We start from the raw sequence: 13,339 nt of genomic DNA, 5'->3' as shown, positions 1-13,339 counted from the left end.
CTGCAGACCTGCCGCGGAAGGCTCAGAGTGCGCCGGACGCCGTCACCAGCCCCATCAGGTTCGAGTTGTGCGGAGTGGCCGCATACAGCCCCAGCCGCACCATCGTGCGGTGGTTGAGCTCCATCGTCACGGTAGAGCGGGCCAGGGCCGACTGGATGCGCGGCTTGCCCACCGCAGCGATCTGGTAGATGCCGGGCCGCGCGTGGTGTGCCCCCGTGCGGTCCAGCAGGCTGGCCACGAGGGGCTGGTTGGCCTTTTCACCTCGACGCAGCACGATGGCCGTATCCCCGTTGTCCAGGCGCACAAAGGTGCCCGGCGGGCACAGGCCGACCGAGCGCACCAGCGCGTAGCCCACTTCGTCGCGCTGGTCGACTTCGTGACCGACGATGGCGCGCACGGAGTCGGTGGCGCTGCGGCCGGCGCGCGATTTGCGCGGGCTGATCATGGCGGCGTAACGGTCGATGGTGCCCAGGATGCGGGTCAGCCGGTCCTGTGGTTCCTGGTCGGCCAGCGGCACGTGGTTGGAAATGCTGGCGTGGTGCTGTCCCACCACGTCCAGCCAGAGGTCGTCGGTGATGAACAGGCGTTCGAGCAGGGCCTGGCTTTCCTGGGGGTGGTTGCGGATCGCTTCCTGCTGCGCACTGCTGGGCTTTTCTCGTTGTTCGGCCAGCACGTCCTGCAGCGCCGTCATGGCGATATTCATGGTGAGGGCTGCGCGCACCAGGCTGTCGCGCTCCCGGGCGGGCAATTGCAGCTCCTGCGCCATGATGTGGCACAGGGTGCCACACACCACCGCGTGCGATGCGCTGTAGCCCACCGTGGAGGTGGAGGCCAGCTGGAACATCAGGTACAGCGCGGCATCTATGTCGTGGGTCACCAGGTCCTGCAGCCAGTGGTCGAGCTGGCGCACCTTGGCCGGGAAATCCTGCACCCGAAGCGGCATGGAAAGCACGACGGACAGTGCCGATTCCAGGTCGGACCACAGACCCAGAAGGTCTTCGTACTCGCCATCGTGGCGCGGGTTGCCAGGGGGAAGTCGGGCGGACGACATGGGCGAGGGATCAGTGGCGCTTTTCCAGCACCATCTGATCGTTGGTGCGGGTGATCCGGAACTCGGTGAGAAAGCTGTTGCCCAGCAACACGAAGGGCATGGGCTGGGGCGTGACGATGGCCTCGACGCCGTACACCTCGACATCGCCGATGCGCACCGAATCGAGCGTCATGAGCCAGCCCTCGGTGACGCCGTTGGCGGTGCTCATGCGCACGGGCTGGCCGCTCAGGTACTTGAGTTCCATGCGCTCCGCATCGGGGCGGCCGATGGCCACGGTGGAAGCGCCCGTGTCCACCATGTATTGCATGGTGCTGCCATTGATGGTGCCGCTGTTGACGAAATGCCCCTGGCTGTCGGCCGTCAGGACCACGCGCCGGCCGCTGCTCTTGCTGCCCACGCTCACCGGCGCTTCACCCAGGCGCAGGGTGCGCTGGCTGCCCGCGATCTCCACCAACGCCTCGTCCTTGCCGACGGCGACCACCTTCACGCCCTGGTGGGATTCGCCGGCGCCCACACCCCGGGGCGCACCGTTGTTGACGATGAGCAGGGCCTTGCTGCCCAGAATGCCACCCAGGGCCGCCGTCTGCGCGCGCGCACACAGGGGTGCGAGCAGCAATGCGGCCAGCATCGCCAGGGCAGGGCGGAAAGGGTGCCGGTTCATGGTGCGGTGCAGGCGCCAGAGGTGCATTGCGTACGGTGGGCGCAAAGGGGCGGGCCCGGGATATCAGTCGCGGAAGTTGTCGAAAGACAGCGGCACGTCGTTGATTTCCTTGCGGATCAGCGCCATGGCCGCCTGCAGGTCGTCGCGCTTGGCGCCGGTCACGCGCACCTTGTCCTCCTGGATGGCGGCCTGCACCTTGAGCTTGCTCTCCTTCATGAGCTTTTGCAGTTTCTTGGCCAGCTCGCTTTCGATGCCATTGCGCACCTTGATGACCTGCTTGACCTTGTCGCCGCCCATCTTCTGCACATCGCCCATGTCGAGAAAGCGCACATCCACGTTGCGCTTGGTGAGCTTGTTGCGCAGCACGTCCTCGATCTGGGTGAGCTGGAACTCGGCATCGCCCACCAGGGTGATTTCCTTGTCCTTGATTTCAATGCTGGCCGAGGTGCCCTTGAAATCAAAGCGGGTGGTGATTTCCTTCACGGTGTTTTCCACCGCATTCTTCACTTCAACGAGGTTGGCTTCACAGATGGTGTCAAAAGAGGGCATGGCAGTTCTCGGTCTCTCGGAAACGGGGTGGTCCCGGCGGGCGCGCAGGCCCCCGGTGCGACAATCGGGCCAATGGTAGTCGAGAAAAACGTCCCTTTGCAGCCCTGCAACACCTTTGGCATCGTGGCGCGTGCCCACACCCTGGTTAGGGTGCGCTCCGTGGAAGATTTGCACGCTGTCCTGGCAGATGCACAACTGGCCCCCTTGCCCAAACTGGTTCTGGGCGGTGGCAGCAACATCGTGCTGACCGGGGACGTCAGGCCCGTGGTGCTCAAGATGGAGATCAAGGGCCTGCGCCTGGTGGAAGCAACCGACCGGGCCTGGATCGTCGAGGCCGGCGCGGGCGAGGTCTGGCACGACACGGTGGCCTGGACGCTGGCGCAAGGGTTTGCGGGGCTCGAAAACCTGGCGCTGATCCCCGGCACGGTGGGCGCATCGCCGGTGCAGAACATCGGCGCCTATGGCGTGGAGCTGCAGGACCGGTTTGAGTCGCTGGATGCGGTCGACCTGGCCACCGGCCAGGGTTTCACGCTCGATGCCGCCCAGTGCGCCTTCGGCTACCGGGATTCGGTGTTCAAGCATGCGCCTTCGCCGTCGCCGGCCGAAGGTGGCCTGCCGCGCGGCATGGGCCTGGCCGGCCGCGCTGTCATCACCCATGTGCGCTTTCGCCTGCCCAGGCCCTGGAAACCGGTGCTGGGCTACTTGGACCTGGAGCGCAGGCGCGCCGAGGCGGGTATCGATCAACCCACGGCGCAGCAGATATTTGAATGGGTGTGCGACATCCGCCGCGCCAAGCTGCCCGACCCGGCCGTGGTGGGCAATGCCGGCAGTTTCTTCAAGAACCCCACGGTGACGCCCGAGCAGTGCGCCGACATCATCGCGCGCGACCCCAAGATCGTGCACTACCCCATGCCCGACGGCAGCATCAAGCTGGCGGCCGGCTGGCTGATCGACGCCTGCGGCTGGAAGGGCAAGAGTGTGGGCAAGGCCGGTGTGTACGAAAAGCAGGCGCTGGTGCTGGTCAACCGTGGCCAAGGCGCCGGCAGCGTGACCGGCGGCGAGGTGATGACGCTGGCCCGCGCCATCCAGACCAGCGTGTACGAGCGCTTTGGCATCCGGCTGGAGCCCGAGCCCGTGGTGTGGTGAGTAGATTGGCTCTTGATTGATAGCCAATGACGCAATCTGTCAAAGGGTTTCCAACCGAAATGCCATGAAAAACCGCCCGGGAGCGGTTTTTCATGGCGCGCATTTCAATGCGCCGTGCGGTTATGCCACCAGGCGCTGTAGTCCTTGTCGGTCGCCAGCACCCACAGGGCGAATCCGAGCACAACGATGCCGGAGAGGGTGGCATTGCGTGTCGCGTCCATGAGCGTTCCAAAGCCCAGCACCCAGGGCGAAACGATCATCCACAGCCCCAGCGCGCCCTCGGTCCACTCCTCCCAAGCCCGTGGCACCAGAGTTGCGCCCAGTGCGGCGGCGATCAGCAGCAGGCCGACGACCACGCCGTTGGCCGTAGGCGTCAACTGATCCTGGTAGCGCAGCACCCAAGGCGAAAGCGCAAACCAAGCACCTATCAACGCATTGGCAGGGTCTTGCCAGTGTTTCACTTGCTTCATGGCTGTTCCTCCTGCCGCCGCAAATCAGGTCGGCGGCAGTGGATTGGAGTGCCTGCTGGGACGGGAGGTTCCTTGGTGCGGGGGCAACGGTGTGCTGTGCACGCCCATGAAAAAACCGCCCGACCGGATGGCGGGGCGGTTACTCTGTTTTTGATAGCTTTCCGCGTTGATACAGAAAGCGCCAGAGGTGATTTTTATTTTTTAGGGCTTTCGTCGCTCAGCTGCGGCAGTGGCGAACCCTGGCCCAGCGTCAGCAGGCCCGACTGGGCGTAGGTCATGAGCTTGGCGCGCGTGTCCACGATGTCGAGGTTGCGCATGGTCAGCTGGCCGATGCGGTCGAGCGGCGAGAACGGCGCGTCTTCCACCTTTTCCATCGACAGGCGCTCGGGCGCATAGGTCAGATTGGGCGACTCGGTGTTGAGCAGCGAGTAGTCGTTGCCGCGGCGCAGCTCCAGCGTGACGGTGCCGGTGATGGCGCGCGCCACCCAGCGCTGGGCGGTCTCGCGCAGCATGATGGCCTGGGGATCGAACCAGCGGCCCTGGTAGAGCAGGCGGCCGAGTTTCAGGCCGTTCATGCGGTACTGCTCGATGGTGTCTTCGTTGTGGATGCCGGTCACCAGGCGCTCGTAGGCGATGTGCAGCAGCGCCAGGCCGGGGGCTTCGTAGATGCCGCGGCTCTTGGCTTCGATGATGCGGTTTTCGATCTGGTCGCTCATCCCGAGGCCGTGGCGGCCGCCGATGCGGTTGGCCTCCAGGATCAGTTCGACCGGGTCGGTGTATTCCTTGCCGTTCAGGGCCACGGGCTGGCCTTCGTTGAAGGTGACCGACACTTCCTCGGCCTTCACCACGACGTCGTCCTTCCAGAACGCCACGCCCATGATGGGGTTCACGATCTTGATGCCGCTGTTCAAAAACTCCAGGTCCTTGGCCTCATGAGTGGCGCCCAGCATGTTGCTGTCGGTGCTGTAGGCCTTTTCGGCGCTCATCTTGTAGCCGAAGCCTTCCTTGGTCATGAAGGCCGACATCTCGGCGCGGCCGCCGAGTTCGTCGATGAACTGCTGGTCCAGCCAGGGCTTGTAGATGCGCAGCGAGGGGTTGGTGAGCAGGCCGTAGCGGTAAAAGCGCTCGATGTCGTTGCCCTTGAAGGTGGAGCCGTCGCCCCAGATGTGGACATCGTCCTCCTTCATGGCCGACACCAGCATGGTGCCGGTGACGGCGCGGCCCAGTGGCGTGGTGTTGAAGTAGGTCACGCCGGCGGTGCTGATGTGGAAGGCGCCGGCCTGCAGCGCAGCGATGCCTTCGTGGGCCAGCTGCGTGCGGCAGTCGATCAGGCGAGCCGCCTCGGCGCCGTATTCCATGGCCTTGCGCGGAATGGCGTCGTAGTCGGGCTCGTCGGGCTGGCCCAGGTTGGCCGTGTAGGCGTAGGGCAGGGCGCCCTTGTTCTTCATCCAGCGCAGGGCCGCGCTGGTGTCGAGGCCGCCGGAGAAAGCGATGCCGACCTTCTGGCCGAGGGGCAGGTTCTGGAGGATGGTTGCCATGGAATATTTCTCAAAAATGACAGCTTGTAGCGCTTATTGCATCAGCGCGAGAGGCCCAAAAAAAGCGCTCAAGCAATTCAGCCGAAGTGGCAGATGTAGTGGTAGGCCTCGGTCACGCGGATGTCGAACTTCGAGTTACCGGGCACGCTGAATCGCTCGCCAGCGCCCGACTTCACCCAGGTGTCCGTACCGTCGAGCCTGTATTCGCAGGAGCCGCCCACGCCTTCCATGATCTCGGGCGCACCGGTGTTGAAGGTCAGCGTGGCGGGCAGGATCACGCCCACCGACTTCTTCGTGCCGTCGGGGAACGTGATGCCATGGCTCACGCACTTGCCGTCGAAATACACACTGGCTTGGGTCGTGACGGACACGCCGTCGATTTTTTCGGTGGTCATGGATGCGCGGGTAGAAAGAAGGAAACCCGGGATTTTAGAGCCTGTTCACGATCCCCTGCGAGATCATAGACCGGCGCTGAGGACAGGGGCGGGCATGGACGAGACGCCAGCCTTGCGCGGGGCTGGACGGGCAATAAAAAGAGCCCCGTGCAGGGGCTCTGTTGCCGCAGGGCGCTCGATGCGGCTCAGCGCCAGTAGGGATTGCGGTGGGACGGGTAGTAGGGGCGGCCATAGCCGTACTCGATCACCGTCACGGGCGGGTTCACATAGGTGGGTGGGGCCGGGTAGCTGGGTTGGACCTGGTAGGTGGGTATGACCATGCCCGGCTGCGCATACACGCCCTGCGGCCCGTAGGGATCGGGCGGGGTGGAGTAGAGCTGCCCCTGGTTGCCCGTCAGCGGCTGGACCCTGATGGGGATCCAGCCCCCCGGATCGGTCTGGGTGCGGGTGCTGTACTGGCGCCCGGCATATTCATACACCACGTCATAGCCCACGGTGCGGTTCTCGTAATACGTTTCGGTGGTGCAGCGCTGCACGTTCTGGTACTGGGGCTGGCCGCTGCCTTCGACCTGGTTGCCCAGCACGGCGCCGCCGACGATCCCCAGGGCGGTGGCTGCCGCGCGCCCGCCGCCGCGGCCCACGGCATTGCCGGCCGCACCACCGGCAATCGCGCCCAGCAAGGCGCCCGCGCCCGAGTTGCGCGAGCCGCTGTACACGGTTTCGTTGCCGCATACCTGCTGTGGAACACCCACCTGCTGCAGCACGGGGGTGGCCGACAGCACGCGGCCTTGTTCCTGTGCCGCCGCAGCGGTGGCCACGGCGACCAGGATGGGAAATAGGGCAATCTTTTGCATGGCGAAGCTCCTGACAGTTCGGTACATAACGCACCAGGCCAGGAAAAAGTTGCGGCCAACCGCGTCCATCCGGCGGCTGGGTCGCGTAAATCTGCGTAAAGATCTGTGCGGCGGTTCGACGGTTCAGTCCCCGGACCGTTCTGCCTGCAGCTCCTGCCACCGCCCTGCATCGAAGCCGACCGTGACGGTGGTGTGCCCGCCCTGGCGCCACTCCGCCACCGGGCGCTTGATGGCGCTGGGGTGCGCGAGCATCAGCTGGCTGGCGCTGGCATCGTCGTGCACGGCTGCCTGGGTGCCAGGGTCCAGCTTGCGCCAGGTGGTTCCCTGCCGGTTCACCAGCTTTTGCCAGCCGACGGCGGCCAGCCAGTCGGGCAGGCGTGCCGCCGGAACGCCTTGTTTCTTGAAATCGTGGAAGCTGTATTCCAGTCCCTGCCCGGTGAGCCAGGCGCGCGCCTTCTTGACCGTGTCGCAGTTGGGGATGCCGTACAGAGTGATGTGAGGTGTCTTCATGGCCGCCATCATGCCAAGGGATGAGCTGCATAACTCCTTGCGGTCTGCGATAGCGCGGCCTCGGGCGGTCCACCGCGTTGCTTTTCTTGCCAATAGCCGGGCTATTGGCCGCAAAAAGACGCCTTGTGGCCCATCCCGATCCGCACTACCACCGACGCGCGAGGGTCATGCAGGTCATCCCAGGCTGCGCCCTGGGCGACAATTGGCGCTGTATGCACACCAAAATCCACACCCTGGAAGGCTGGCTCAGCCATTGCGAGCGCCTGCACCCTCAGAACATCGACATGGGCCTGGAGCGGGTCCGTGAAGTGGCCACCCGCATGGACCTGCGTTTTGACTGTCCGGTGATCACCGTGGCCGGCACCAATGGCAAGGGCTCCACCTGCGCCATGCTGGAGGCCGTGGCCCAGCAGGCCGGTTTTCGTGCCGGGGTGTACACCTCGCCGCACCTTGTGCATTTCGAAGAACGCTGCCGGGTGCATGGCGAGGCCGTGAATGCTTCTGATCTGATAGCGCACTTCGAAGCTGTGGAAAGCGCCAGAACCCAAAATGGCAACGATGTTTCGCTGACCTATTTCGAGTTCACCACCCTGGCCATCCTGCGGCTGCTGAGCCACTCGCTGCTGGATGTCGCCATTCTGGAGGTGGGGCTGGGCGGCCGGCTGGACGCCACCAACGTGATCGATGCCGACTGCGCCATCATCACCAGCATCGACATCGACCACACCGAATACCTGGGGCCCGACCGCGAGAGCATCGGCCGGGAAAAGGCCGGCATCATGCGCACGGGGCGCCCGGTGGTGGTGAGCGACCCCATGGCGCCGCAGAGCGTGATCGACCACGCGCGCGAAATCGGCGCCGACCTCTGGCGCTTTGGCCATGATTTCAATTTTTCCGGCGACAAGCAGCAATGGAGCTGGGCCGGGCGCGGGCGCCGTTATGCGGGGCTGGCCTATCCGGCGCTGCGCGGGGCCAACCAGCTGGTCAACGCCTCGGGCGTGCTGGCGGCATTCGAAGCGCTGCGCACACGCCTGCCCGTGACGGCGCAGGCCGTGCGCAACGGGCTGGCGCTGGTCGAGCTGCCCGGCCGTTTCCAGATCGTGCCGGGGCAGCCCACCCTGGTGCTGGATGTGGCCCACAACCCGCATTCGGTGGCGGCGCTCACGGCCAACCTGGATGCCATGGGCTATTTTCCGGCCACGCACGCCGTGTTTGGCGCCATGGCCGACAAGGACCTCGCCCCCATGCTGGCCAAGGTGGGGCCCCTGGTGGACCACTGGTATTTCACCGATCTGCCCACGCCACGCGCGGAGACGGGCGCTGTCCTGCAGCAGAAGTGGAATGCGCTGCAGATGGTGTCCGGCGGGCGGCGGCAGGTAGGCACCAGCGTCCACGCCGATCCCCAGCAGGCCCTGCAGGCGGCCGTGGCCGCAGCAGACCCCGCTGATAGAATCGTGGTCTTCGGCTCGTTTTACACGGTGGGTGGTGTGCTGATCGATGGCATCCCCCGCCTGCACGCCAAACATCTGGACGCTTAAGCTCCGCACGAGTCCCTACTCCATGGCATTTTTCAAGTTTCGTTGGCCCGGTCAGAGTGAGCCGGCTGACAAGCCGGCCAAGCGCTCCCGTTCGGCCCAGGGCGAAAGCATCGAAGTCATGCGCCGGCGCGCACGGCATCGCCTGATTGGCGCTGCGGTGCTGGTTTTGCTCGGCGTCCTGGGGTTTCCCCTGCTGTTTGATACGCAGCCGCGCCCCATTGCGGTGGACATTCCGATTGAAATCCCCGATCGCAACAAGGTGGCGCCACTGGTGGTGCCCGCCGCCAAATCCGATGCGCCCGCAGTGCGGTCCGCTGCCGCGCCATCGCAGCCGGAGCGCAGCGCTGCTGGTGCAGGCCTGGGCGATGGCGAGGAGCTGGTGGCCAGCAGCCGCGCTGTCCAGCCGGCATCGGAGGAGCCTGCGGCGGCAAAGGCCGTTGCCAAACCCGAGGCCAGGCCAAAGCCTGCGGCCGTGCCCGAACCGAAGCCGGAGCCCAAACCCAAGCCCGATCCCAAGCCATCAGCGCCTGAGCACAAGCCGGCAGCGGCCGATGAGTCGGTGCGGGCACGGGCCTTGCTGGAAGGGCGTACCGCACAGCCCGCTGCCAGCGCACAGGCCGAGGACGGCCGGTTCATCGTTCAGGTGGGCGCTTTTGCCGATGCCGACAAGGCCCGCGAGGCGCGCTCCAAACTGGAGCGGGCCGGGCTCAAAACCTATACCCAGGTAGTGGATACCAAGGACGGCAGGCGCGTGCGTGTGCGCGTGGGGCCGCTGGCCAGCCGGGCCGAGGCCGACAAGGCAGCCGGCCGCATCAAGGAACTGGGGTTGACCGCCTCGGTTCTGACGCTGTAGCCGCGGTTGGCTGCGCCATTGCACACCATGGCATCGCTGGACTGGATTTTTGCGGCAATTTTGCTGGCCTCGATGGTGATCGGCGCCTGGCGGGGCCTGGTCTTCGAGGTGTTGTCCGTGGCGGGCTGGGTGGTTTCATTTTTTGTGGCCCAGTGGTTTGCGTCCGACATGGCGTCGGTGCTGCCTCTGGGCGATTCCGATGGAGCACTGCGCTATGCGGCGGGCTTCATCGTGGTCTTTGTCGGTGCGGTGTTTGCCTGCGGCTTTCTGGCCTGGCTGGCCAAGAAGCTGGTGGACGCCATCGGATTGCGTCCCGCGGACCGAACGCTGGGGGCCTTGTTTGGCGTGGTGCGGGGCCTCATCTTGCTATTGGTGGTGGCCGTGGTGGTGGGCTTGACGCCCCTGCAGGAGGCGGCGTGGTGGCAGGAGTCGCACAGCGCACCGGTGCTGGGTGGCTTGCTCAAGAGCCTGAAACCCGCATTGCCGGAAGAATTTGGAAGGCATCTGCCTTCCTGACAGAGTGACAGGGCAGCGGCCACAAGCTGTTGCCAAGCAAATTGACGCGGGGCTGTTCCCGCAAATGGATGGAATCGAACTATGTGTGGAATCGTCGGCGTCGTCAGCACCGCGCCCGTCAACCAGCTGATCTATGACGCCTTGCTGCTGCTGCAGCACCGGGGCCAGGATGCTGCGGGCATCGTGACCCAGCAGGGCCGCAAATTCTTCATGCACAAGGCCAAGGGCATGGTGCGCGATGTGTTTCGCACGCGCAACATGCGGGCCTTGCCGGGCAATGTGGGGCTGGGCCAGGTGCGCTACCCCACGGCGGGCAATGCCTTCAGTGAAGAAGAGGCGCAGCCGTTTTATGTGAACGCACCGTTTGGCATCGTGCTGGTGCACAACGGCAACCTGACCAATGCGCTGTCCCTGCGCAACGAGCTCTTCCAGACCGATCACCGGCATACCAACACCGACAGTGACTCGGAAGTGCTGCTCAACGTGTTTGCCCACGAGCTTGAGCGTGCCACCCGCGGTGTGCCGCTGCAGCCCGAGGATGTTTTTACGGCAGTGCGCGCGGTGCACAAGCGCATCAAGGGCTCGTATGCCGTCATTGCCCTGATTGCGGGCCATGGTTTGCTGGCCTTTCGCGACCCCCATGGCATCCGCCCCCTGGCCATGGGGCGCAGCCAGGATGGCACCGTGATGGTGGGCAGCGAATCGGTGGCACTGGAGGGAACGTCGCACGTCTTCGAGCGCAATATCGACCCGGGCGAAGCCATCTTCATCACGCTCGATGGCCAGGTGCATGCGCGCCAGTGCGCCGAGAATCCGCAGCTCAACCCCTGCATCTTCGAGTTTGTCTATCTGGCACGGCCCGATTCGGTGCTCGATGGCATTTCGGTCTACCAGGCTCGGCTCAATCTTGGCGAGACGCTCGCCAAGCGGGTGATCTCCACCGTGCCGCCGAACGAGATCGATGTGATCATCCCCATCCCCGAGTCGAGCCGCCCCAGCGCAACCCAGCTGGCGCATCTGCTGGGCATTCCGTACCGCGAGGGTTTCGTCAAGAACCGCTACGTGGGTCGCACCTTCATCATGCCGGGGCAGGGCGTGCGCAAGAAGTCCGTGCGCCAGAAGCTCAATGTGATCGGCAGCGAGTTCAAGGGCCGCAACGTGCTGTTGGTGGACGACTCCATCGTGCGCGGCACGACCTCGCGCGAGATCGTGCAGATGGCGCGCGACGCCGGTGCCCGCAAGGTGTATCTGGCCAGCGCTGCGCCGCCGGTGCGTTACCCCAATGTGTACGGTATTGACATGCCCACCAGCAGCGAACTGGTCGCCCATGACCGCACGGTGGAAGAGGTGCGCCAGGCCATTGGCTGCGATGCGCTGATCTACCAGGATGTGGACGGCATGAAACGGGCCGTTGGCGCCCTGAACCCCGCCATTGCCGAGTTTGATGCTTCCTGTTTCGACGGTGTGTATGTCACCGGTGACATCACCGCCGACGATATCGCGCGCCTCAATGACGGCCGGGTGGGCGTGGAGGAGGGGGAAGAAGACACTTCCCGCCTGGCACTGCCCAATGCGCAGCTCGCCTGAGCGCGATGCCGCAGGGGCCGCCATGGGTGGCCTGCTGCTCCCCCGCTTGCCGACCAAGACAATGATACCGGCCCGATGCGGCCGGCCTGAATGCCATGACTGAACAGAATTCTCCCGTGCATGTGCGCACCCGTTTCGCACCATCGCCTACCGGCTTCATTCACCTGGGCAACATCCGCTCGGCGCTCTACCCCTGGGCATTTGCCCGCGCCACGGGCGGCGATTTCATCCTGCGCATCGAAGACACGGACCTGGAGCGTTCCAGCCAGGCTGCGGTGGATGTGATCATCGAAGGCATGGCCTGGCTGGGCCTGGACCACGACGAAGGTCCGTTCTACCAGATGCAACGCATGGACCGCTACAAGGAAGTGCTGGCCCAGCTGCAGGCCACCGGCCATGTATACCCTTGCTACATGAGCGTGGCCGAGCTCGATGCCTTGCGCGAAAAGCAGATGGCCGCCAAGGAAAAGCCCCGCTATGACGGCACCTGGCGTCCGGAGGCGGGCAAGAACCTGCCCCCCGTGCCGGCAGGTGTGCAGCCCGTTTTGCGCTTCAAGAACCCGCAAGGCGGCGTGGTGGCATGGGAAGACAAGGTCAAGGGCCGCATCGAGATCCGCAACGACGAACTGGACGACCTGGTGATTGCCCGCCCGGACGGCACGCCCACCTACAACTTCTGCGTGGTGGTGGACGACATCGACATGGCCATCACCCATGTGATCCGGGGTGACGACCATGTGAACAACACGCCGCGCCAGATCAACATCTTCCGCGCCCTGGGCAAGGAACCGCCGGTCTATGCCCACCTGCCCACCGTGCTCAACGAGCAGGGCGAGAAGATGAGCAAGCGCAACGGCGCCAAGCCCGTCACGCAATACCGCGACGAGGGCTACCTGCCCGATGCCATGGTCAATTACCTGGCACGCCTGGGCTGGAGCCATGGCGATGATGAAATCTTCAGCCGCGAGCAGTTCCTGCAGTGGTTCAACCTCGACCATCTGGGGCGCAGCGCCGCGCAGTTTGATGAAGCCAAGCTGCGCTGGGTGAATGCACAGCACCTGAAAGCCATGGCCGATGACGCACTGGCGGCCCTGGTGGCTCCCCAGCTGGCAAAGCGCGGTATTGCCGCCGCCGATCTGGCCGATGGGCGACTGCCTCGCATCTGCGCGCTGTTCAAGGACCGCTGCGATACCACGGTGGCCCTTGCAGACTGGGCCTTTGTGTTCTATGGTGCCGTGCTGCCCGTGGAGGCAGAGCGCACCCAGCATGTGACCGATGCCATTGCCCCTGCCCTGGATGCGCTGGCCGATGCGTTGTCCGCTTGCGCTTGGAACAAGGCATCCATCAGCGCGGCGTTCAAGCAGGTGCTGGCGGCGCATGGACTCAAGATGCCCCAGCTGGCCATGCCGGCGCGGGTTCTGGTCGTGGGCACGGCCCACACTCCTTCGGTCGATGCCGTGCTGGAACTGGTCGGACGCGAAAAAGTTGTAGCGCGTTTGCGAAACCGCTAAAAATCTGTCTATAATTCAAGGCTCAGATGATGACAACGATTGCAATGTGATCGCTGCCATCGAAGTGGGGGTATAGCTCAGCTGGGAGAGCGCTTGCATGGCATGCAAGAGGTCATCGGTTCGATCCCGTTTACCTCCACCAAAATTTGTCGGTTGTTGT

Annotated in this window: 14 protein-coding genes and 1 tRNA gene; 7 read left to right on the top strand and 8 right to left on the bottom strand. The window is 64.7% G+C overall.

Annotated features, from left to right (window positions below):
• Positions 1 to 22: 22 nt before the first annotated feature.
• The 3 genes from K225_RS0117780 to K225_RS0117770 form a co-directional block, all read right to left on the bottom strand.
• Entirely contained in the window at positions 23 to 1,051 is a 1,029-nt protein-coding gene (locus K225_RS0117780; protein ID WP_026437622.1) for an HD-GYP domain-containing protein, read from the bottom strand.
• 10 nt (positions 1,052 to 1,061) lie between these two features.
• The gene (locus tag K225_RS0117775; protein ID WP_026437621.1) at positions 1,062 to 1,712 is read right to left on the bottom strand and encodes a TIGR02281 family clan AA aspartic protease; all 651 of its coding nucleotides are present in this window, start codon (positions 1,710 to 1,712) and stop codon (positions 1,062 to 1,064) included.
• A 63-nt stretch (positions 1,713 to 1,775) separates the two neighbouring features.
• Entirely contained in the window at positions 1,776 to 2,261 is a 486-nt protein-coding gene (locus K225_RS0117770) for a YajQ family cyclic di-GMP-binding protein (RefSeq protein WP_026437620.1), read from the bottom strand.
• A 72-nt stretch (positions 2,262 to 2,333) separates the two neighbouring features.
• On the opposite strand from K225_RS0117770, the gene murB reads away from it, so the two are divergent.
• Complete coding sequence (gene murB, locus K225_RS0117765; protein WP_026437619.1) at positions 2,334 to 3,407, top strand: UDP-N-acetylmuramate dehydrogenase; 1,074 nt, start codon at positions 2,334 to 2,336, stop codon at positions 3,405 to 3,407.
• Between the two features lie 104 nt (positions 3,408 to 3,511).
• On the opposite strand, the gene K225_RS0117760 is transcribed toward murB, so the two are convergent.
• The 5 genes from K225_RS0117760 to K225_RS0117740 form a co-directional block, all read right to left on the bottom strand.
• Positions 3,512 to 3,877: an SPW repeat protein gene (locus tag K225_RS0117760; RefSeq protein WP_026437618.1), complete on the bottom strand. Its 366-nt coding sequence runs from the start codon at positions 3,875 to 3,877 to the stop codon at positions 3,512 to 3,514.
• Positions 3,878 to 4,071: 194 nt separating this feature from the next.
• Complete coding sequence (argG, locus tag K225_RS0117755; RefSeq protein WP_026437617.1) at positions 4,072 to 5,415, bottom strand: argininosuccinate synthase; 1,344 nt, start codon at positions 5,413 to 5,415, stop codon at positions 4,072 to 4,074.
• Positions 5,416 to 5,492: 77 nt separating this feature from the next.
• Positions 5,493 to 5,810: a pyrimidine/purine nucleoside phosphorylase gene (locus tag K225_RS0117750; protein WP_026437616.1), complete on the bottom strand. Its 318-nt coding sequence runs from the start codon at positions 5,808 to 5,810 to the stop codon at positions 5,493 to 5,495.
• Between the two features lie 185 nt (positions 5,811 to 5,995).
• Positions 5,996 to 6,664, bottom strand: coding sequence for a glycine zipper 2TM domain-containing protein (locus K225_RS0117745; protein ID WP_026437615.1), 669 nt, complete (start codon positions 6,662 to 6,664; stop codon positions 5,996 to 5,998).
• Between the two features lie 123 nt (positions 6,665 to 6,787).
• Positions 6,788 to 7,174, bottom strand: coding sequence for an arsenate reductase (locus K225_RS0117740; protein ID WP_034713267.1), 387 nt, complete (start codon positions 7,172 to 7,174; stop codon positions 6,788 to 6,790).
• A gap of 212 nt (positions 7,175 to 7,386) precedes the next feature.
• Here K225_RS0117740 and folC point away from each other — a divergent pair, with 212 nt between their 5' ends.
• The 6 genes from folC to K225_RS0117710 all read left to right on the top strand — a co-directional run bounded on the left by folC (position 7,387) and on the right by K225_RS0117710 (position 13,321).
• A complete protein-coding gene (gene folC, locus K225_RS0117735) occupies positions 7,387 to 8,712 on the top strand; it encodes a bifunctional tetrahydrofolate synthase/dihydrofolate synthase (RefSeq protein ID WP_026437613.1) in 1,326 nt (441 codons plus the stop codon).
• Positions 8,713 to 8,734: 22 nt separating this feature from the next.
• A complete protein-coding gene (locus K225_RS0117730) occupies positions 8,735 to 9,565 on the top strand; it encodes an SPOR domain-containing protein (protein WP_026437612.1) in 831 nt (276 codons plus the stop codon).
• Positions 9,566 to 9,592: 27 nt separating this feature from the next.
• The gene (locus tag K225_RS0117725) at positions 9,593 to 10,081 is read left to right on the top strand and encodes a CvpA family protein (protein ID WP_026437611.1); all 489 of its coding nucleotides are present in this window, start codon (positions 9,593 to 9,595) and stop codon (positions 10,079 to 10,081) included.
• Between the two features lie 81 nt (positions 10,082 to 10,162).
• Positions 10,163 to 11,668, top strand: a complete 1,506-nt coding sequence (gene purF / locus K225_RS0117720) for an amidophosphoribosyltransferase (protein ID WP_026437610.1) — start codon at positions 10,163 to 10,165, stop codon at positions 11,666 to 11,668.
• A 95-nt stretch (positions 11,669 to 11,763) separates the two neighbouring features.
• Entirely contained in the window at positions 11,764 to 13,179 is a 1,416-nt protein-coding gene (gltX, locus tag K225_RS0117715; RefSeq protein WP_026437609.1) for a glutamate--tRNA ligase, read from the top strand.
• A gap of 66 nt (positions 13,180 to 13,245) precedes the next feature.
• Positions 13,246 to 13,321 (top strand) — tRNA-Ala (locus K225_RS0117710).
• Positions 13,322 to 13,339: the final 18 nt, after the last annotated feature.

The sequence above is a fragment of the Acidovorax sp. JHL-9 genome (genome assembly GCF_000426205.1).
GTDB classification, from domain to species: domain Bacteria; phylum Pseudomonadota; class Gammaproteobacteria; order Burkholderiales; family Burkholderiaceae_C; genus Acidovorax; species Acidovorax soli.
Note: the sequence above shows the minus strand (reverse complement) of the source record. Positions and strands in the feature narration are given on the sequence as shown.

What these genes read in the sequence shown, in the direction of transcription:
- murB (WP_026437619.1), top strand. Translation starts at nt 2,334, where the DNA reads ATGGTAGTCGAGAAAAACGTCCCTTTGCAGCCCTGCAACACCTTTGGC.
- K225_RS0117740 (WP_034713267.1), bottom strand. Translation starts at nt 7,174, where the DNA reads ATGAAGACACCTCACATCACTCTGTACGGCATCCCCAACTGCGACACG.
- K225_RS0117780 (WP_026437622.1), bottom strand. Translation starts at nt 1,051, where the DNA reads ATGTCGTCCGCCCGACTTCCCCCTGGCAACCCGCGCCACGATGGCGAG.
- folC (WP_026437613.1), top strand. Translation starts at nt 7,387, where the DNA reads ATGCACACCAAAATCCACACCCTGGAAGGCTGGCTCAGCCATTGCGAG.
- K225_RS0117730 (WP_026437612.1), top strand. Translation starts at nt 8,735, where the DNA reads ATGGCATTTTTCAAGTTTCGTTGGCCCGGTCAGAGTGAGCCGGCTGAC.
- gltX (WP_026437609.1), top strand. Translation starts at nt 11,764, where the DNA reads ATGACTGAACAGAATTCTCCCGTGCATGTGCGCACCCGTTTCGCACCA.
- argG (WP_026437617.1), bottom strand. Translation starts at nt 5,415, where the DNA reads ATGGCAACCATCCTCCAGAACCTGCCCCTCGGCCAGAAGGTCGGCATC.
- K225_RS0117775 (WP_026437621.1), bottom strand. Translation starts at nt 1,712, where the DNA reads ATGAACCGGCACCCTTTCCGCCCTGCCCTGGCGATGCTGGCCGCATTG.
- K225_RS0117760 (WP_026437618.1), bottom strand. Translation starts at nt 3,877, where the DNA reads ATGAAGCAAGTGAAACACTGGCAAGACCCTGCCAATGCGTTGATAGGT.
- purF (WP_026437610.1), top strand. Translation starts at nt 10,163, where the DNA reads ATGTGTGGAATCGTCGGCGTCGTCAGCACCGCGCCCGTCAACCAGCTG.
- K225_RS0117725 (WP_026437611.1), top strand. Translation starts at nt 9,593, where the DNA reads ATGGCATCGCTGGACTGGATTTTTGCGGCAATTTTGCTGGCCTCGATG.
- K225_RS0117745 (WP_026437615.1), bottom strand. Translation starts at nt 6,664, where the DNA reads ATGCAAAAGATTGCCCTATTTCCCATCCTGGTCGCCGTGGCCACCGCT.
- K225_RS0117750 (WP_026437616.1), bottom strand. Translation starts at nt 5,810, where the DNA reads ATGACCACCGAAAAAATCGACGGCGTGTCCGTCACGACCCAAGCCAGT.
- K225_RS0117770 (WP_026437620.1), bottom strand. Translation starts at nt 2,261, where the DNA reads ATGCCCTCTTTTGACACCATCTGTGAAGCCAACCTCGTTGAAGTGAAG.